The following is a 19,720-nucleotide window of genomic DNA, read 5'->3' as shown; positions in this document are numbered from 1 at the left end:
GCGGGGCCGATATCGGGCTGGCCTTCGACGGGGACGCCGACCGCTGCTTCGTCGTCGACGAACGCGGCCGGGGCGTGTCGCCCTCGACGGTGACCAGCCTGGTGGCCGCCCGCGAGCTGGGGCGCGAGATCGGCGCCACCATCATCCACAACGTGATCACGTCGCGGGCGGTGCCCGAGCTGGTCACCGAACGCGGCGGCACGCCGCTGCGCTCGCGCGTCGGGCACTCCTATATCAAGGCGATGATGGCCGACACCGGCGCCATCTTCGGCGGCGAACACTCGGCGCACTATTACTTCCGCGACTTCTGGGGTGCGGACTCCGGAATGCTCGCCGCGTTGCATGTGCTGGCCGCCCTCGGCGAGCAGGACCGGCCGCTGTCGGAGTTGACCGCCGACTACCAGCGCTACGAATCCTCCGGCGAGATCAACTTCACGGTGGCCGACGCCGCGCTGTGCACGGAGGCGGTGCTGAAGTCCTTCGGCAGCCGGATCCACTCCATCGACCACGTGGACGGGGTGACGGTCGACCTGGGCGACGGCAGCTGGTTCAACCTGCGCAGCTCCAACACCGAGCCGTTGCTGCGGCTCAACGTGGAGGCGCGCAGCACCGAGGACGTCGACGCGGTGGTCGCCCAGATCAGTGGGCAGATCCACGCGCAGTCGGCGCCCGCCGGGGCCGCGCCGTGAGCGCGGTCCGGGCGATCGATCTGGAGGACACCGAGGGCCTGCTGGCCGCCGACCGGGATGGCCTGCTGCGCTCGGCGTCGTCGGCCGGCGCGCAGGTGCGCGCGGTTGCCGCCGCCGTCGACGAGGGCGCGCTGGATGCGCTACGGGCCGACGACCGACCGCGCAGCCTGATCTGGGTCGCCGGTCGCGGGGCCGCCGAAACCGCCGGCGCCATGGTGGTCGCGACGGTGGGCGGTGCGGCGTCCGAGCCGATCGTGCAGACGGCCGAGGTTCCGCCGTGGATCGGCCCGCTCGATGTGTTGATCGTCGCGGGCGACGACCCCGGCGACCCGGCGCTGGTCACCGCCGCCGCGACCGGGGCACGCCGCGGGGCGCGGGTCGTCGTCGTTTCGCCCTACGAGGGTCCGTTGCGGGATGCCACGGCCGGCCGGGCGGCGGTGCTGGCGCCGCGGCTTCCGCTCCCGGACGAGTTCGGGTTGTGCCGCTACCTGGCCGCCGGCCTGGCCGTGATGCAAAGCGTGGACCAGCGACCCGGCATCGACCTGGGCGCGCTGGCCGACCAGTTGGACGCCGAGGCGCTGCGCAACAGCGCGGCCCGCGAACTGTTCACCAACCCGGCCAAGACGATTGCGGCGCGCATCGCCGACCGACAGGTGGCGCTGGCCGGCGACTGCGCCGCGACGCTGGCGCTGGCCCGGCATGGCAGTTCGGTCCTGCTGCGGATCGCCCACCAGGTGGTCGGCGCCACCGGATTGTCGGATGCGGTAGTCGCGCTTCGCGCCGGGGTGTCCGGCGGCTTCCGGGACCCCGCCGAAGCGCTGTTCCACGACGAACAGATCGACGGGCCGCTGCCCGCGCGCCCGCTGGTGCTGGCGCTCACCTTGTCCGCCGAACAACCGGTCGTGGCGGCCCGGACCGCCGGGCTTGACGACGTGTATCTGATCGCCGCCGAAGATGTGCCGGACGGGCCCGGCGGCTCGGCGGGCTCGACGGTCGCGCCGGCGTTGGGTGGCGCCATCAGCGCAGAGCAGCAACTGGCAGTATTGGCCGTTCGACTGGAGATGGCCGCGGTTTACGCGCGGCTGGTGCGGGGATAGATAGAACAGTGGAACTGCTTCGCGGAGCCTTGAGGACCTACGCCTGGGGATCGCGTACCGCCATAGCGGAGTTCACCGGGCGTGCGGTTCCGGCCGCTCATCCTGAGGCCGAGCTCTGGTTCGGCGCGCACCCGGGCGACCCGGCCTGGCTGGAAACCGACGCGGGCGAGGTGTCCTTGCTCGACGCGCTGGTCGCCGACCCGGAAGGGCAGCTCGGCCCCGGGGCGCGCGCCCGGTTCGGTGACGTGTTGCCGTTTCTGGTGAAGGTCCTCGCGGCCGACGAGCCGCTGTCCCTGCAGGCCCACCCGAGCGCGGCGCAGGCGGCCGAGGGTTACCTGCGTGAGGAGCGGCTGGGCATTCCGCTGTCCTCCCCGGTGCGCAACTACCGCGACACCTCGCACAAACCCGAGCTGCTGGTGGCGCTGCAGCCGTTCGAGGCGCTGGCCGGATTCCGGCAGGCCTCCCGCACCGTCGAGCTGCTGCGGGCCCTGGCCGTCTCCGACCTCGACCCCTTCATCGACTTGCTCAGCGACCAGTCCGACGCCGACGGCCTGCGCGCGCTGTTCACCACCTGGATCACCGCACCGCAGCCCGACATCGACGTGCTGGTGCCGGCCGTGTTGGACGGTGCCATCCAGTACATCAGCTCCGGCGCAACGGAATTCGCCGGGGAGGTCAAGACGGTGCTGGAGCTCGGGGAACGCTATCCGGGCGACGCCGGGGTGCTGGCGGCCTTGTTGCTGAACCGCATCACCCTGGCCCCGGGCGAGGCGATCTTCGTGTCGGCCGGCAGCCTGCACACCTACCTGCGGGGCTTCGCCGTCGAGGTCATGGCCAACTCCGACAACGTGTTACGCGGCGGCCTGACCCCCAAGCACGTCGACGTCCCCGAGCTGCTGCGGGTGCTGAACTTCACGCCGACCACCGAGGCCCAGGTGCGGCCCCACATCCGCCGCGAGGGCTTCGGCCTGATCTACGAGACCCCGGCCGACGAGTTCGCGGTCGCGCTGCTCGAACTCGACGGCGACTATCTGGGCCACGAGGTCGACGCCTCGTGCAGCCACGAGGGTCCGCAGATCCTGCTGTGCGCCGAGGGCTGCACGACCGTGCACGGCAAGTCCGGGTCGCTGACCCTGCAGCGGGGGATGGCCGCCTGGGTGGCGGCCGACGACGCCCCGATCCGGCTGGTCGCGCGCGAGCCCACCAAGCTGTTCAGGGCGACTGTAGGGCTGTAACGGCCCGCCGGTCCTTCGCGGCCTGACGGCGCTCGCCCAGCCACAGCCGCAGGTTGTGCGCGATGGTGCGTCCGACGATGCGCGGCGGCGGAACCATGTAGAGGCTGTCGAGCAGCGAGAAGCGGCGCAAAAACCATTCCGCCAGAACCGGATCGGTTTCCGCGGCCCCCAGGAACTGGTCGAACAGCGCACCGGAGGGCCGCCACCACCAGGGGATGGGCCCCTTGGTGCCGGCGTGGTGGAAAGTGACGTCGCCGATGGCGTTCATCGTCCACACCGGAAACGTGCTCTTGGCCGTCGCTCGGTTCAATGCGACGGCCACCTCGTCGTCCGGCAACTGCAGGGCGCGGCGTAGGTGACCGGCCTGCAGCGAGGTCATTGTCATGCCCTGCCCGAAGGTGGGGTTGAAGCTGGCGACGGCGTCGCCGAAAGGGATGATGCCCGCCGGCAAGCGGTCCAGCTTGTCGTAGCGGCGCCACTTGCTGGCCGGGAAGGCGTGGAACGCGGGCTCCCCGATGGGGTCGGCCTGCTTCAGCGCCGCGTTGACATGCGCCGGGACCAGCTCTTCGGCCAGTTCCAGCATCTCGGGAAAGGTCTGCGGCGGCTTGACGTTGGCCACCCCGAAGGTGGTCAGCACCCAGGTCCCGTCCTCGTAACACAGCATGCCCAGCCCCAGCGACTTGTCGTGTGAGGCGCCGGCGACCACCACCTTCTCGGCGATCAGGCCTTCGGGGATGCGGAACTGCTGGGTGGCGTAGTAGATGCCGATGTCGAGCAGGTCTTCCCTGGGGCGCTCGTACCCCCACTGCTCCAGCCACACCGGCAGCCGGGTGCCCCGCCCGGCCGCGTCGACGACTAGGTCGGCCCCGACGAATTCCGGTTCGCCGCCGTCGGCGGGATCCAGCACCACCCCGGTCACCCGCTGGCGCGCCGGATCGAACCGCGGTTCGGTCACGGAGCGGCGCGCCATTGTGACGTTGTCCGTGTTCTGGACTCGTTTGCGCAACTGCCACTCCAGGTGCGGGCGGCTGGGCACGTAGGCGGTGAATTCGTCGCGCAGGGTGTGCGCCGTCCCGAGCACGTGGCCCGCGGCGCCGAGGTGGATGCAGTCGGGCCTGTTCTCCAGAATCGGCACGCCGGCGGCCACCATGTCTTCCAGCAGCCCGGGGAACAGGCTCTCGAACTCCATTGCGCCGCGGGCCATCAGCATGTGTAGGTGCCGGTCCTGGGGGACCGTCGCCCGGTTCGTCGGTGTGCTCGGCAAGTCGTCGCGTTCGTAGACGGTGACGCGCGAATACGTATCCGAGAGCACCCGTGCGGCGCACAGGCCGGCGATGCTGCCCCCGATGACCACCGCATGGTCCCTGGTGTTTGCTTTGGTGTCCGGCATCTCGGCAGAGTACCCAGTACTGTCACGGACCAATGGGTCCCAGTGAATGGGAAAGGGCGGCGGATGGCCAACCGATGGCGCATGAAGTCGGTAGAACAATCGATCGCCGACACCGACGAGCCAGACACCCGGCTACGCAAGGAACTGACCTGGTTCGACCTGGTCGTTTTCGGGGTCGCCGTGGTGATCGGCGCCGGGATCTTCACGGTGACCGCGTCGACGACCGGCGACATCACCGGCCCCGCGATCTGGATTTCGTTCATCATCGCCGCGGTCACCTGCGCGCTGGCGGCCCTGTGCTACGCCGAGTTCGCCTCGACGCTGCCCGTCGCGGGCAGCGCCTACACCTTCTCGTATGCCACGTTCGGGGAGTTCCTGGCCTGGATCATCGGCTGGAATTTGCTGCTGGAGCTGTCGATCGGCGCGGCGGTGGTGGCGAAGGGCTGGTCGAGCTACCTGGGCAATGTGTTCGGATTCGCCGGCGGCACAAGCAGCCTCGGGTCTTTCGATCTGGACTGGGGCGCGCTGCTCATCGTCGCGGGGGTGGCCACCCTGATCGCCCTGGGGACCAAGCTGTCGTCGAGGTTCTCCGCGATCATCACCGGCATCAAGGTCTCGGTGGTGCTGTTGGTCGTGGTGGTCGGCGCCTTCTACATCAAGTCCTCCAACTTTTCGCCGTTCATTCCCAAGCCCGAAGCCGGGCACGAGGCCTCGGGCGTCAACCAGTCGGTGCTGTCGCTGCTCACCGGGGCGCACAGCAGCCACTACGGCTGGTACGGCGTGCTGGCGGGCGCATCGATTGTGTTCTTCGCGTTCATCGGGTTCGACATCGTCGCGACCATGGCCGAGGAGACCAAGCGGCCCCAGCGCGACGTTCCGCGGGGGATCCTCGCGTCGCTGGCGATCGTGACCGTGCTCTACGTGGCCGTCTCGGTGGTGCTGTCCGGGATGGTCTCCTACACCCAGCTCAAGACCGTCCCCGGCCACAAGCCGGCGAATCTGGCCACGGCGTTCACGGCGAACGGAATCCACTGGGCCAGCAAGATCATCGCGATCGGGGCGCTGGCCGGACTGACCACCGTGGTGATGGTGTTGATGCTCGGCCAGTGCCGGGTGCTGTTCGCGATGGCGCGCGACGGGCTGTTGCCGCGTCAGCTGGCGAAGACCGGCTCGCGCGGCACCCCGGTGCGGATCACCGTGCTCGTCGCGCTGGTGGTGGCCGTCACGGCGTCGGTGTTCCCGATCGCCAAGCTCGAGGAGATGGTCAACGTCGGAACGTTGTTCGCGTTCATCCTGGTCTCGGCCGGCGTCATGGTGCTGCGCCGCACCCGCCCCGACTTGGAGCGCGGCTTCCGGGCCCCCTGGGTTCCGGCCCTGCCGATCGCCTCGATCTGCGCGTGCGTGTGGCTGATGGTCAACCTCACCGCGCTGACCTGGGTGCGGTTCGGCGTCTGGCTGGTGGTGGGAACCGCGATCTACGCCGGCTACGGATACCGGCATTCGGTGCAGGGCCGCCGCGAGTCGGAGGGCGTCGAAGCGCCGGCGGGTGCCGAGCCCGGCGCCGTGCCCTAAACGGTCAGCTTTACAAAATGACGTCTTGTGTCTAGACACGAGACGCATATGGCGATATTGTCAATCTCCCACGTGGTGTGACTCACAAGGAGGTTTGGCATATGACCACATTCGAACCGCAGGTGACGCCCGAAGCGGCCGACCCGCCCGTCTGGCGCGACAAGAAGCGGCGCCTCTGGCTGATGGGGCTGATCGCGCCGACTGCGTTGTTCGTGGTGCTGCCGCTGGTCTGGGGGATGAACCGACTCGGCTGGCAGACCGGCTCCCAGGCGCTGCTGTGGATCGGTCCGATCCTGGTGTACGTCCTGCTGCCGATCCTGGACCTGCGTTTCGGGCCCGACGGGCAGAATCCGCCCGACGAGGTGATGGAGCAGCTGGAGAACGACAAGTACTACCGCTACTGCACCTATATCTTCATCCCGTTCCAGTACCTCAGCGTGGTCTTCGGCGCCTACCTGTTCACCGCTTCGAACCTGAGCTGGCTGGGCTACGACGGCGCGCTGGGCTGGGCGGGCAAGCTGGGCGTGGCGCTGTCGGTCGGCGTCCTCGGCGGCGTGGGCATCAACACCGCCCACGAGATGGGCCATAAGAAGGATGCGCTGGAGCGGTGGCTGTCCAAGATCACCCTGGCGCAGACCTGCTACGGCCACTTCTACATCGAGCACAACCGCGGCCACCACGTGCGGGTGTCCACGCCGGAAGACCCGGCGTCGGCCCGCTTCGGAGAGACCTTCTGGGAGTTCTTGCCGCGCAGCGTCTTCGGCAGCCTGCGCTCGTCGCTGCGGCTGGAGGCCCAGCGCCTGCGCCGGCAAGACAAGAACCCGTGGAACCCGGTGACGTATCTGTCCAACGACGTGCTCAACGCCTGGCTGCTGTCGATCGTGTTGTGGGGAGTGCTGATCGCGGTCTTCGGCCCGGCGCTCATCCCGTTCGTGATCATCCAGGCCGTCTTCGGCTTCAGCCTGCTCGAGGCCGTCAACTATCTCGAGCACTACGGGCTGCTGCGGCAGAAGAACGCCAACGGTCGCTACGAGCGTTGCGCGCCGGTGCACAGCTGGAACTCCGACCACGTCGTCACCAACCTGTTCCTGTACCACCTGCAACGGCACAGCGATCACCACGCCAACCCCACGCGCCGCTACCAGACGCTGCGCAGCATGGAGGGGGCGCCCAACCTGCCGAGCGGGTACGCGTCGATGATCTCGCTGACCTACATCCCGCCGCTGTGGCGCAAGGTGATGGACCACCGGGTGCTGGAGCACTACGACGGCGACATCAGCAAGGTCAACATCCACCCGCGGATGCGCGAGCGGGTGCTGGCGCGCTACGGGGTGCGCGCATGATCGCCTACCGCTGCCCGGGTTGCGACTACATCTACGACGAAGCGAAAGGCGCCCCGCGGGAAGGCTTTCCGGCGGGCACGCCCTTCAGCGACATCCCCGACGACTGGTGCTGCCCCGATTGCGCGGTGCGCGAGAAGGCCGACTTCCAGGAGATAGGAGTGAATCAGTGACCGACTACAAGCTCTTCATCTGCGTGCAGTGCGGGTTCGAGTACGACGAGGCCAAGGGCTGGCCGGAAGACGGCATCGCGCCCGGAACCCGCTGGGACGACATCCCGGAGGACTGGAGCTGCCCGGATTGCGGCGCCGCGAAATCCGACTTCGAGATGGTGGAGATCGCCCGTTCGTGATCGCCACGAACACGGTTGAAGAAGCGGAAACGGTCGCGAAAGCAGCTATTGTCGCGCCTGTGAAGCGGATGCCGTACCCCGAGGCGTCGCGCGTCCTGCTGCGCGACTCGGTGCTGGACGCCATGCGCGAGTTGCTGGGGACCCGCGACTGGTCCGCCATCACGCTGTCGGACGTGGCCCGCGCCGCGGGCATCAGCCGGCAGACCATCTACAACGAGTTCGGGTCGCGGCAGGGCCTGGCGCAGGGTTACGCCCTGCGCCTGGCCGATCGCCTCGTCGACGCGGTCGGGGCCGCGATCGAGGCCAACGTCGGCAACATCTATGAAGCGTTCCTGCAGGGCTTTCGCGCCTTCTTCGCGGAGTCGGCGGCCGACCCGCTGGTGATCTCCCTGCTGACCGGTGTCGCCAAGCCGGACCTGCTGCAGATCATCACCACCGACAGCGGACCCATCATCACGCGGGCGTCGGAACGGCTGAGTGCGGCATTCACCCAAAGCTGGGTGGCCACCAGTGACGAGGACGCCGGCGTGCTCGCGCGCGCCATCGTGCGGCTGGCGATGAGCTACGTGTCGATGCCGCCCGAGGCCGACCACGACGTCGCGGCGGACCTGGCCCGGCTGATGACGCCGTTCGCGGAACGTCACGGCGTCGTCAACGTGCCCTGACGCCTGCTGCCCCCGCGGCCGCCGACTACAGTGGCGCAAGAGCGCATACCTAAGCTAAGTAATCCTCTTGGACCCTAAGCCGCAGAAGGAATGAGATTTATGACGACGACCGAAAGTTCGCTGACCGCCGACGTCCGCAACGGCATCGATTTCAAGGTCGCCGACCTGTCGTTGGCGGACTATGGTCGCCGGGACATCGAGCTCTCCGAGCAGGAGATGCCGGGTCTGATGTCGCTGCGCCGCGAGTACGCCGAAGTGCAACCGCTCAAGGGGGCGCGGGTCTCGGGCTCGCTGCACATGACCGTGCAGACCGCGGTCCTCATCGAGACCCTCGTCTCGCTGGGCGCGCAGGTCCGGTGGGCGTCGTGCAACATCTTCTCCACCCAGGACCACGCCGCCGCCGCGGTGGTCGTCGGCCCGCACGGCACACCCGAGGAGCCCAAGGGCGTCCCGGTGTTCGCCTGGAAGGGCGAGACGCTGGAGGAGTACTGGTGGGCGGCCGAGCAGATGCTCACCTGGCCGGACGAGCCGGCCAACATGATCCTCGACGACGGCGGCGACGCCACCATGCTGGTGCTGCGCGGCGCGCAGTACGAGAAGGCCGGCGTGGTGCCCCCGGCGGAGGACGACGACCCCACCGAGTGGAAGGTCTTCCTGGAGCTGCTGCGCAAGCGCTTCGAGACCGACAAGGACAAGTGGACCAAGATCTCCGAGTCGGTCAAGGGTGTCACCGAGGAGACCACCACCGGCGTGCTGCGCCTGTACCAGTTCGCCGCGGCCGGTGACCTGGCGTTCCCGGCGATCAACGTCAACGACTCGGTGACCAAGTCCAAGTTCGACAACAAGTACGGCTGCCGGCACTCCCTGATCGACGGGATCAACCGCGGCACCGACGTGCTCATCGGCGGCAAGAAGGTGCTGGTCTGCGGCTACGGCGACGTGGGCAAGGGCTGCGCCGAGTCGGTCAAGGGCCAGGGGGCGCGCGTCGTCGTCACCGAGATCGACCCGATCAACGCCCTGCAGGCCCTGATGGAGGGCTACGACGTCGAGACGGTCGAGGACGCGATCGGCCAGGCGGACATCGTCATCACCGCCACCGGTAACAAGGACATCATCACCCTCGAGCACATGAAGGCGATGAAAGACTATGCGGTGCTGGGCAACATCGGGCACTTCGACAACGAGATCCAGGTCGCCCAACTGGAGCGCTCGGGCGCGACCAAGACGAACATCCGGCCGCAGGTCGACGTGTGGACGTTCAAGGACAGCGGCAAGTCGATCATCCTGCTGTCCGAGGGGCGGCTGCTGAACCTGGGTAACGCCACCGGCCACCCGTCGTTTGTGATGAGCAACAGCTTCTCCAACCAGGTGATCGCCCAGATCGAGCTGTGGACCAAGAACGACGAATACGACAACGAGGTCTACCGGCTGCCCAAGCACCTCGACGAGAAGGTGGCCCGCATCCACGTCGAGGCGCTCGGCGGCAAGCTGACCAAGCTCACCAAGGAGCAGGCCGAGTACATCGGCGTCGACGTTGACGGCCCCTACAAGGCCGACCACTACCGCTACTGAGCCGGGTCGCTCTGCCGAACGTGAAACTAGTTTCACGTTCGGCACCGAGTGTGAAAGTAACTTCACGCTCGTCGGCCCGATAGGCTCGGCGCCGTGCTGATCGCGATCGAAGGGGTCGACGGCGCGGGCAAGCGGACGCTGTCCGACGGACTTCGCAGAGCCTTCGAGGCGGCTGGGAAGTCGGTGGCGATCGTGGCGTTCCCGCGCTACGGGAAATCGGTCACCGCCGACGTCGCGGCCGAGGCCCTGCACGGCCAGCACGGTGATCTCGCGTCATCGGTATATGCGATGGCGTTGCTGTTCGCCCTCGACCGGGCGGGCGCCGTGGAGGACATCGAGGCCCTGCGCCGCGACCACGACGTGGTCATCATGGATCGCTACGTCGCATCCAACGCGGCCTACAGCGCCGCGCGCCTGCACGAGGACGCGGGCGGGGCGGCGGCCGCCTGGGTGCTCGAGCTGGAGTACCGGCGGCTCGGGCTGCCCGCCCCCGACTGGCAGGTGCTGCTGGCGGTGCCGGCCGAGCTGGCCGGGCAGCGCGCCCGCAGCCGGGCGGAGTCCGACCCTGGCCGGGCGCGCGACAGCTACGAACGCGACCACGAACTGCAGCTGCGCACGGGCGCGGTCTACGCCGAGCTGGCCGCCGCGGGCTGGGGCGGACCCTGGCTGGTCGCCGACGCGCAGGTCGATCCGGACCGGCTGGCCGCGACCCTCATCGGCGCCAAAGAGGTCCCCGCAACCGCCCGGGAGGGCACGCCGGGGGCGTCGAGCACCGGAATTTGACCGAATTTGCATCCATTTTTGCGGCTCGGCGCAAGAAACACCCGTGTGGCGCGCCGGGTTTGTCCTGATCTGGTGACACCATGGACTCCATGAGGCAAAGGATCTTAGTCGTCGATGACGACGCTTCGCTCGCCGAGATGCTCACCATCGTGTTGCGTGGGGAGGGTTTCGACACCGCGGTCATCGGTGACGGCACCCAGGCCCTGACTGCGGTGCGCGAACTGCGCCCCGATCTGGTGTTGTTGGACCTGATGCTGCCGGGCATGAACGGCATCGACGTCTGTCGCGTGCTGCGCTCCGATTCGGGCGTGCCGATCGTGATGCTCACCGCCAAGACCGACACCGTCGACGTGGTCCTCGGCCTCGAGTCGGGCGCCGACGACTACATCATGAAGCCGTTCAAGCCCAAGGAGCTGGTGGCCCGGGTGCGCGCGCGGCTGCGGCGCAATGACGACGAGCCGGCCGAGATGCTGTCCATCGCCGACGTCGAGATCGACGTGCCGGCGCACAAGGTGACCCGCAACGGCGAGCAGATTTCCCTCACGCCGCTGGAATTCGACCTGCTGGTCGCGTTGGCGCGCAAACCGCGGCAGGTGTTTACTCGTGATGTGCTGCTCGAACAGGTGTGGGGCTACCGTCACCCAGCGGACACCCGCTTGGTGAACGTGCATGTCCAGCGTCTGCGGGCCAAGGTTGAGAAAGACCCTGAGAACCCGACCGTGGTATTGACCGTTCGAGGAGTGGGTTACAAGGCCGGACCTCCGTGATCCGCATCGGAGACGATGCAGAACGGAGCGATGCTGAGGAGCGCCGTCATTGATCTGGGGCTCCCGGCGACGCACTCGGAGCCGTTGGGGGCGCTCCGGCCCCATGACTCGCGGCGTGGGTGCGGTGAGTCGAGCCGTTGCCGTTGCGTGGCGCCGGTCGTTGCAGCTGCGTGTCGTGGCGCTGACGCTCGGGTTGTCCCTGGCGGTGATCCTGGCGCTCGGCTTCGTGTTGACCAGCCAGGTCACCAACCGGGTTCTCGACGTCAAAGTCAAGGCCGGCATCGAACAGATCGAGCGCGCGCGCACCACCGTCGGCGGGATCGTTAGCGGCGAGGAGACGCGCTCGCTGGACAGCAGCCTGCAGCTGGCCCGCAACACGTTGACTTCCAAGACCGACCCCGCGTCGGGCGCCGGGTTGGCCGGAGCGTTCGACGCGGTGCTGATCGTGCCGGGCGACGGGCCGCGCGCGGCGACCACGGCCGGGCCCGTCGACCAGGTGCCGAATTCCCTGCGCGGCTTCGTCAAGGCCGGGCAGGCGTCGTACCAGTACGCCACCGTGCACACCGACGGCTTTTCCGGTCCGGCGCTGGTCATGGGCACGCCCGCGTCGTCCCAGGTTGCCAACTTGGAGCTGTACCTGATCTTCCCGTTGAAGAACGAGCAGGCCACCATCACGCTGGTGCGCGGCACCATGATCACCGGCGGCGCCGTCCTGCTGGTGCTGCTCGCCGGGATCGCGCTGCTGGTCTCGCGCCAGGTGGTGGTGCCGGTGCGGTCGGCGTCGCGGATCGCCGAACGCTTCGCCGAGGGGCACCTGTCCGAACGGATGCCGGTGCGCGGCGAAGACGACATGGCCCGGCTGGCGGTGTCGTTCAACGACATGGCCGAGAGCCTGTCGCGCCAGATCACCCAACTCGAGGAGTTCGGCAACCTGCAGCGCCGGTTCACCTCCGACGTCAGCCACGAACTGCGCACCCCGCTGACCACCGTGCGGATGGCCGCCGACCTCATCTATGACCACAGCGCCGACCTCGACCCCACGCTGGCGCGGTCCACCGAGCTGATGGTGAACGAGCTGGACCGGTTCGAGTCGCTGCTCAACGACCTGCTGGAAATCTCCCGGCACGACGCGGGTGTGGCCGAGTTGTCCGTCGAGGCAGTGGATCTGCGCATCACCGTGCAAAGCGCGCTGAGCAACGTGGGCCACCTGGCCGAAGAGGCCGGCATCGAGCTGCTCGTCGACCTGCCCGACCAGGAGGTGATCGCCGAGGTCGACACCCGGCGGGTGGAGCGGATCCTGCGCAACCTGATCGCCAACGCCATCGACCACGCCGAACACAAGCCCGTGCAGATCCGGATGGGCGCCGACGAGGACACCGTCGCCGTCACCGTCCGCGACTACGGGGTGGGGCTGCGGCCCGGCGAGGAGAAGCTGGTGTTCAGCCGGTTCTGGCGCGCCGACCCGTCGCGGGTGCGCCGGTCCGGCGGCACCGGCCTTGGCCTCGCGATCAGCGTGGAGGATGCGCGCCTGCACCAGGGCCGGCTGGAGGCCTGGGGCGAGCCGGGCGAGGGCTCGTGCTTCCGGCTCACACTTCCGCTGGTTCGCGGCCACAAGGTCACCACCAGCCCGCTGCCCATGAAGCCCATTCCGCCGACCGCCGGCGCGAATCCGGCGGGCCCGCCAACCGCGAAAGACCGCTCGCGCCAACGTGAACACGCCGAGAGGAGCGGGTGATGCGGCGCCTGCTCGGGTTGTTGCTGGTGGCGCTGCTGCTGGGCGGCTGCGCGGGGGTGCCCAGCTCGTCGGCGCCTCAAGCCATCGGCACCGTCGAACGGCCGGCCCCGTCGAATCTGCCCAAGCCGACGCCGGGCATGGACCCCGATGTGTTGCTGCGCGAATTCCTCAAGGCCACAGCCGATCCCGCGAACCGGCATCTGGCGGCCCGGCAATTCCTCACCCAGTCGGCGTCCAACGCGTGGGACGACGCCGGTAGCGCGCTGCTGATCGACCACGTGGTGTTCGTGGAAACCCGTGCCGCCGAACGTGTTTCGGCGACCATGCGGGCGGACATCCTGGGATCGCTGTCGGACATGGGGGTGTTCGAAACCGCCGAGGGGGTACTGCCCGACCCGGGCCCGATCGAGTTGGTCAAGACCTCGGGCGGGTGGCGGATCGACCGCCTGCCCAACGGGGTCTTCCTGGACTGGCAGCAGTTTCAGTCCACCTACAAGCGCAACACCCTGTACTTCGCCGACCCCACCGGCAAGACCGTGGTCCCCGATCCGCGCTACGTCGCGGTCGCCGACCACGATCAGTTGGCCACCGAGCTGGTGTCCAAGATGATCGCGGGGCCGCGGCCGGAGATGGCTCACACGGTCCGCAACCTGCTCGCCCCACCGCTCCGGCTGCGCGGACCGGTGACCCGCGCCGACGGCGGCAAGAACGGGATCGGGCGCGGCTACGGCGGCGCGCGCATCGATCTGGAGAAGCTGTCCACCACCGATCCGCACAGCCGGCAACTGCTTGCCGCGCAGATCATTTGGACGCTCGCCAGGGCCGATATCCGGGGTCCCTACGTCATCAACGCCGACGGTGCGCCGCTGGACGACCGGTTCGCCGAGGGGTGGACGACCTCCGACGTCGCCGCCACCGACCCGGGCGTGGCGGACGGCGCGGGCGCCGGGCTGCATGCCCTGGTGAACGGCTCGCTGGTCGGCCTGGACGGACAGCGCATCAGCAACGTGCCGGGGGCCTTCGGGCGGATGGGGGATCAGACCGGGGCCGCACTGTCGCGCAGCGGGCGGCAGGTGGCGTCCGTCGTCACGCTGCACCGCGGCGCCCCGGACGAGGCGGCGTCGCTGTGGATCGGTGACCTCGGCGGCGAAGCGGTCCAGTCCGCCGACGGGCACAGCCTGTCGCGGCCGAGTTGGTCGTTGGACGACGCGGTCTGGGTGGTGGTGGACGGCAACAACGTGCTGCGCGCGATCCAGGAGCCGGCGTCGGGGCAACCCGCCCGCATCCCGGTCGATTCCGTCGCGGTGTCCACCCGGTTCCCGGGGCCGATCACCGACCTGCAGCTGTCCCGCGACAGCACGCGCGCCGCGATGGTGATCGGCGGCCAGGTGATCCTGGCCAGCGTCGAGCAGACGCAGGCCGGCCAGTACGCGCTGACCTACCCGCGGCGGCTCGGCTTCGGGCTGGGCAACTCGGTGGTGTCGCTGTCCTGGCGAACCGGCGACGACATCGTGGTGACCCGGACCGACGCCAGCCATCCGGTGTCGTACGTCAACCTCGACGGGGTGAACTCGGACGCGCCCGCCCGGGGTCTGCAGATGCCGGTGATCACGGTCGCGGCCAACCCGTCCACGGTCTACGTCGGCGCACCCCAAGGGGTGCTGCAGTATTCGGCCTCGGCGGCCGAAAGCCAGCAGGGCTGGTCGGAGGTGCCGGGTTTGACGTTGTTCGGCGCGGCGCCGGTGCTGCCGGGCTGAGACGGCCAAGGCCTTGTCGGTCCCGCCCGCGACACTGGCCCCATGCTCGACCTCATCCTGCCGCTGCAGTGCGGCGGCTGCGGGGCGCCGTCGGCCCGATGGTGTGACGCGTGCGCGCGGGAGCTGTCGGTGGCCGCCGACCAACCGCACGTGGTGAACCCCCGGATCGACCCGCAGGTGCCGGTGTTCGCCCTCGGGCGCTACGCCGGCGCGCGCCGGCAAGCGATCCTGGCCCTCAAGGAGCAGGGCCGCGTCGATCTCGTCGGGCCGTTGGCGGTCGCGCTGGCCACCGGCGTGCACCGGCTGCTGTCGTGGGGAATCGTCGAGACCCCGCTGACCGTCGTGCCGGCGCCGACGCGTCGTTCGGCGGCGCGCCGGCGCGGCGGCGACCCGGTCACCCGGCTGGCGCGCACCGCGGTGGGCCGCCACCCGGGCATCGCCGTCACCCCGGCATTGCGGATGCGGGCCCTGGTTCGCGACTCGGTGGGCCTGGGCATCACCGCCCGCGAGCGCAATGTCACGGGGCGGGTGGTGCTGCGCGGAACACCGCCGCGAACCGAGGTTTTGATCGTCGACGACATCGTCACCACCGGGGCGACGGCCCGCGAGTCGGTGCGAGTGCTGGACGCCGCGGGCGTCCGGGCGACCGCCGTGTTGGCGGTCGCTGTCGCGTGAGGCTGTGCGGTCGCCAAGCGGATGTGAAGAACTCGCAACAGCTCAGCGAAATTAGTGGCATGGCGAGGCGAACAAGAGCTAACGTCGAGAACAACGTTAACCAACTCACTGGTCTGCCTCACTGGTCGCGACATTCCCAAAGTTGAGACCCCCACTCGCGGGAAGGGGTGAGTATTCGACACCTTGCATCGGCGAGCACTCTGCGGCGGTGACTTCTCCTAAGGACCGCTCTCCCACCTCGTCGGCGCGTCGTTAGCAAGCCGGGCACGCAGGGCGCGTGCGACGTGAAAGAGAAACGAGTTGTCACGTATGTCAAGGCTATCCGTGGATTCCGGTCAGATTCTCGACCAACCGCCGACGCAAACCGACGGCCAACCTCAACCGACGACCACTGCCGAAGTCGTTTTCAAGGGCCGCAATGTAGAAATTCCCGACCACTACCGGCTGTACGTCTCCCAGAAACTTGCCCGCCTCGAGCGGTTCGATCGCTCCATCTATCTCTTCGATGTCGAGCTCAAACACGCGCCGAACCGGCGCCAGCGCAAATCGTGTCAACGCGTGGAGATCACCGCCCGCGGCCGCGGGCCGGTCAGCCGGGCGGAGGCCTGCGCCGACAGCTTCTATGCGGCGTTCGAGTCCGCGGTGGACAAACTGGAGAACCGGCTGCGTCGCGTCAAGGACCGCCGCAAGGTCCACTACGGCGACAAGACGCCGGTGTCGCTGGCCGCCGCCACGGCGGTCGTCCCGCCGCCGCGGCAGGAACGCATGCCGGAGCCAGCCGTCGACCATGACGGCGCCGACGCCGGCCACGAGCCAGGGCGGATCGTGCGGACAAAGGAGCACCCGGCCACGCCGATGACGGTCGACGACGCGCTCTACGAGATGGAGCTCGTCGGGCACGACTTCTTCTTGTTCCACGACAAGCAGACCGAACGGCCGTGCGTGGTCTACCGCCGGCACGCCTACGACTACGGGCTGATCAGGCTTTCCTGACGGGGCCTTCGGGCGGCGGCCCGCAGCGCCCGGCGGTGCCGCGCTTGCGATCGCCGCTACGACGGCCTTTGGGGGGTTGTCACCTACCATGGGAGTCGCTTAAGAGAAGAGACTCCTACCAACAGGGGACATAGCTGTGCTGTCGAAGTTGCTGCGCCTTGGCGAAGGTCGCATGCTCAAGCGTCTCAAGCGGGTGTCTGACTACGTCAACACCTTGTCCGACGAGGTCGAAAAGCTGACCGACGCGGAGCTGCGGGCCAAGACCGACGAGTTCAAGAAGCGGCACGCCGACGGTGAAAGCCTCGACGACCTGCTGCCCGAGGCGTTCGCGGTGGCCCGCGAGGCGGCCTGGCGGGTGCTCGACCAGCGCCCGTTCGACGTCCAGGTGATGGGCGCCGCGGCGCTGCACTTCGGCAACGTCGCCGAGATGAAGACCGGTGAGGGCAAGACCCTGACCTCGGTGTTGCCGGCCTACCTCAACGGGATCGGCGGCAAGGGCGTGCACGTCGTCACGGTCAACGACTACCTGGCCAAACGCGACAGCGAGTGGATGGGCCGTGTGCACCGCTTCCTCGGCCTGGACGTCGGCGTGATTCTCGCCCAGATGACGCCGGACGAGCGCCGCGTGGCCTACGCCGCCGACATCACCTACGGCACCAACAACGAGTTCGGCTTCGACTACCTGCGCGACAACATGGCGCACTCGCTCGACGACCTGGTGCAGCGCGGGCACAACTTCGCCATCGTCGACGAGGTCGACTCCATCCTGATCGACGAGGCCCGCACCCCGCTGATCATCTCCGGGCCCGCCGACGGGGCCTCCAACTGGTATCTCGAGTTCGCCCGGCTGGCGCCGCTGATGGAAAAGGACGTCCACTACGAGGTGGACCTGCGCAAACGCACCGTCGGCGTGCACGAGCTGGGCGTCGAGTTCGTCGAGGACCAGCTCGGCATCGACAACCTTTACGAGGCCGCCAACTCACCGCTGGTCAGTTACCTCAACAATGCGCTGAAGGCCAAGGAGCTGTTCAACCGCGACAAGGACTACATCGTCCGCGACGGCGAGGTGCTCATCGTCGACGAGTTCACCGGCCGCGTGCTCTATGGCCGCCGCTACAACGAGGGCATGCACCAGGCGATCGAGGCCAAGGAGCACGTCGAGATCAAGGCCGAGAACCAGACGCTGGCCACCATCACGCTGCAGAACTACTTCCGGCTCTACGACAAGCTCGCCGGCATGACCGGTACCGCCCAGACCGAGGCGGCCGAGCTGCACGAGATCTACAAGCTGGGCGTGGTGCCCATCCCGACAAACAAGCCGATGGTCCGCACCGACTGCTCCGACCTCATCTACAAGACCGAGGAAGCCAAGTACATCGCGGTGGTCGACGACGTCGCCGAGCGTTACGAGAAGGGCCAGCCCGTCCTGATCGGTACCACCAGCGTCGAGCGCTCGGAATACCTGTCGCGGCAGTTCCAGAAGCGCCGCGTCCCGCACAACGTGCTCAACGCCAAATACCACGAGCAGGAGGCGACCATCATCGCCGTGGCGGGCCGCCGCGGCGGGGTCACGGTGGCCACCAACATGGCCGGCCGAGGCACCGACATCGTGCTGGGCGGCAACGTCGACTTCCTCACCGACCTGCGGCTGCGCGAGCGTGGCCTCGATCCGGTCGAGACGCCCGAGGAGTACGAGGCGGCCTGGCACGAGGAGCTGCCGCTGGTCAAGGAGGAGGCCGGCAAGGAGGCCGCCGAGGTGGTCGAGGCCGGCGGTCTGTACGTGCTGGGCACCGAGCGTCACGAGTCGCGACGCATCGACAACCAGCTGCGCGGCCGCTCCGGCCGGCAGGGTGACCCGGGCGAGTCGCGCTTCTACCTGTCGCTGGGCGACGAGCTCATGCGCCGGTTCAACGGAGCCGCGCTGGAGGCGATGCTGAACCGGCTGAACCTGCCCGACGACGTGCCGATCGAGGCCAAGATGGTCACCCGGGCGATCAAGAGCGCGCAGACGCAGGTCGAGCAGCAGAACTTCGAGGTCAGAAAGAACGTCCTCAAGTACGACGAGGTGATGAACCAGCAGCGGAAGGTCATCTACGCCGAGCGTCGCCGCATCCTGGAAGGCGAGAACGTCAAGGATCAGGCGCTGGGCATGGTCCGCGACGTGGTCACCGCGTACGTCAACGGCGCGACGGCCGAGGGCTACGCCGAGGATTGGGACCTGGAGGCGTTGTGGACGGCGCTCAAGACGCTGTACCCGGTAGGCATCGAGCACGAGACGTTGATGCGCCTGGACGGTGACTCCGAGCGCGACGACCTCACCCGCGAGGAGTTGCTCGACGAGCTGCTCAAAGACGCCGAACGTGCTTATGCCACAAGGGAAGCCGAGCTCGAAGAGCTCGCGGGCGAGGGCGCGATGCGGCAGCTGGAGCGCAACGTGCTGCTCAACGTCATCGACCGCAAGTGGCGCGAGCACCTCTACGAGATGGACTACCTCAAGGAGGGCATCGGGCTGCGCGCGATGGCGCAGCGCGACCCGCTGGTGGAGTACCAGCGCGAGGGCTACGACATGTTCATGGCAATGCTCGACGGCATGAAAGAGGAGTCGGTCGGCTTCCTGTTCAACGTCACCGTCGAGGCGGTGCCGTCCCCGCAGGTCGCGCCGGTGGAAACGCCCGAGGGGCTCAAGGATCTCGCAACCGCCGCAGACCAGGGCGAGGCCGCCCCGCCCGCGCGGGAAGAGCCCCCAACTCAGTTGCGCGCCAAGGGCATTGACAACGAGGCGCCGGCCATGACCTACTCCGGCCCGTCGGAGGACGGCTCGGCGCAGGTGCAGCGCAACGGTGGCGACGGGAAGGCCCCGGCCGGGGTTCCCGGCGGGGCGAGCCGGCGCGAGCGGCGGGAAGCCGCCCGCCGGCAGGGCCGCGGCGCCAAGCCGCCCAAATCGGTGAAACGGCGCTAGCCCCCACCTTTTCGCGAGTGTGCGGCTGGCTTCACGTTCGGCGCCGAGTGTGCGGCTGGCTTCACGCTCGGCGGGTGCCGGAAAATTTGAGGCCCCAGCACGTACGCGCTGCGCAACGGACTAGTCAAAAATGCCTAGG

Annotated in this window: 16 protein-coding genes and 1 pseudogene; 16 read left to right on the top strand and 1 reads right to left on the bottom strand. The window is 68.5% G+C overall.

Annotated features, from left to right (window positions below):
- The 3 genes and pseudogenes from manB to manA all read left to right on the top strand — a co-directional run.
- Window positions 1-689: pseudogene (gene manB, locus A5756_RS19750) on the top strand (phosphomannomutase/phosphoglucomutase); the annotation flags it as partial.
- Window positions 686-1,786, top strand: a complete 1,101-nt coding sequence (locus A5756_RS19745; protein WP_066956276.1) for a TobH protein — start codon at window positions 686-688, stop codon at window positions 1,784-1,786. The pseudogene manB and the gene A5756_RS19745, both read left to right, overlap by 4 nt.
- 8 nt (window positions 1,787-1,794) lie before the next feature.
- A complete protein-coding gene (gene manA / locus A5756_RS19740; RefSeq protein ID WP_066956273.1) occupies window positions 1,795-3,021 on the top strand; it encodes a mannose-6-phosphate isomerase, class I in 1,227 nt (408 codons plus the stop codon).
- Here the strand turns inward: manA and A5756_RS19735 are convergent.
- Window positions 2,999-4,375, bottom strand: coding sequence for an NAD(P)/FAD-dependent oxidoreductase (locus tag A5756_RS19735; protein WP_197505444.1), 1,377 nt, complete (start codon window positions 4,373-4,375; stop codon window positions 2,999-3,001). The genes manA and A5756_RS19735 overlap by 23 nt on opposite strands.
- A gap of 99 nt (window positions 4,376-4,474) precedes the next feature.
- Here A5756_RS19735 and A5756_RS19730 point away from each other — a divergent pair, with 99 nt between their 5' ends.
- The 13 genes from A5756_RS19730 to secA all read left to right on the top strand — a co-directional run bounded on the left by A5756_RS19730 (window position 4,475) and on the right by secA (window position 19,581).
- Window positions 4,475-5,983, top strand: coding sequence for an APC family permease (locus tag A5756_RS19730; protein WP_066956267.1), 1,509 nt, complete (start codon window positions 4,475-4,477; stop codon window positions 5,981-5,983).
- A gap of 101 nt (window positions 5,984-6,084) precedes the next feature.
- Window positions 6,085-7,326, top strand: coding sequence for an alkane 1-monooxygenase (locus A5756_RS19725; RefSeq protein ID WP_066956264.1), 1,242 nt, complete (start codon window positions 6,085-6,087; stop codon window positions 7,324-7,326).
- Window positions 7,323-7,496 carry a rubredoxin gene (locus A5756_RS19720; RefSeq protein WP_066956261.1) on the top strand — a complete coding sequence of 58 codons (174 nt, stop codon included), beginning with the start codon at window positions 7,323-7,325 and terminating at the stop codon, window positions 7,494-7,496. The genes A5756_RS19725 and A5756_RS19720 overlap by 4 nt, the downstream gene beginning before the upstream one ends.
- On the top strand, window positions 7,493-7,675 hold the full coding sequence (locus A5756_RS19715; RefSeq protein ID WP_066956259.1) for a rubredoxin: 183 nt from the start codon (window positions 7,493-7,495) through the stop codon (window positions 7,673-7,675). Before A5756_RS19720 ends, A5756_RS19715 begins: the two co-directional genes overlap by 4 nt.
- Window positions 7,676-7,743: 68 nt before the next feature.
- Complete coding sequence (locus A5756_RS19710; protein ID WP_067791819.1) at window positions 7,744-8,340, top strand: TetR family transcriptional regulator; 597 nt, start codon at window positions 7,744-7,746, stop codon at window positions 8,338-8,340.
- Window positions 8,341-8,439: 99 nt separating this feature from the next.
- Window positions 8,440-9,912, top strand: a complete 1,473-nt coding sequence (ahcY, locus tag A5756_RS19705) for an adenosylhomocysteinase (protein ID WP_066956256.1) — start codon at window positions 8,440-8,442, stop codon at window positions 9,910-9,912.
- A 93-nt stretch (window positions 9,913-10,005) separates the two neighbouring features.
- On the top strand, window positions 10,006-10,695 hold the full coding sequence (locus A5756_RS19700; protein ID WP_066956253.1) for a dTMP kinase: 690 nt from the start codon (window positions 10,006-10,008) through the stop codon (window positions 10,693-10,695).
- Between the two features lie 80 nt (window positions 10,696-10,775).
- Window positions 10,776-11,462, top strand: coding sequence for a two-component system response regulator MtrA (gene mtrA / locus A5756_RS19695; RefSeq protein ID WP_046187325.1), 687 nt, complete (start codon window positions 10,776-10,778; stop codon window positions 11,460-11,462).
- Between the two features lie 49 nt (window positions 11,463-11,511).
- Window positions 11,512-13,197: an MtrAB system histidine kinase MtrB gene (mtrB, locus tag A5756_RS19690; RefSeq protein WP_082948281.1), complete on the top strand. Its 1,686-nt coding sequence runs from the start codon at window positions 11,512-11,514 to the stop codon at window positions 13,195-13,197.
- Window positions 13,197-14,954, top strand: a complete 1,758-nt coding sequence (gene lpqB / locus A5756_RS19685; RefSeq protein WP_197505439.1) for an MtrAB system accessory lipoprotein LpqB — start codon at window positions 13,197-13,199, stop codon at window positions 14,952-14,954. The genes mtrB and lpqB overlap by 1 nt, the downstream gene beginning before the upstream one ends.
- Window positions 14,955-14,996: 42 nt before the next feature.
- Window positions 14,997-15,629 carry a ComF family protein gene (locus A5756_RS19680; protein ID WP_066956246.1) on the top strand — a complete coding sequence of 211 codons (633 nt, stop codon included), beginning with the start codon at window positions 14,997-14,999 and terminating at the stop codon, window positions 15,627-15,629.
- 324 nt (window positions 15,630-15,953) lie between these two features.
- Window positions 15,954-16,622, top strand: a complete 669-nt coding sequence (gene hpf / locus A5756_RS19675; protein ID WP_066956243.1) for a ribosome hibernation-promoting factor, HPF/YfiA family — start codon at window positions 15,954-15,956, stop codon at window positions 16,620-16,622.
- A gap of 136 nt (window positions 16,623-16,758) precedes the next feature.
- Complete coding sequence (gene secA, locus A5756_RS19670; RefSeq protein WP_066956240.1) at window positions 16,759-19,581, top strand: preprotein translocase subunit SecA; 2,823 nt, start codon at window positions 16,759-16,761, stop codon at window positions 19,579-19,581.
- Window positions 19,582-19,720 lie beyond the last annotated feature (139 nt).

It is taken from the genome of Mycobacterium sp. 852002-53434_SCH5985345, assembly GCF_001667155.1.
Classification (GTDB): domain Bacteria; phylum Actinomycetota; class Actinomycetes; order Mycobacteriales; family Mycobacteriaceae; genus Mycobacterium.
The sequence above is the reverse complement of the archived record's forward strand: the minus strand, read 5'-3'. Positions and strand labels throughout refer to the sequence as shown.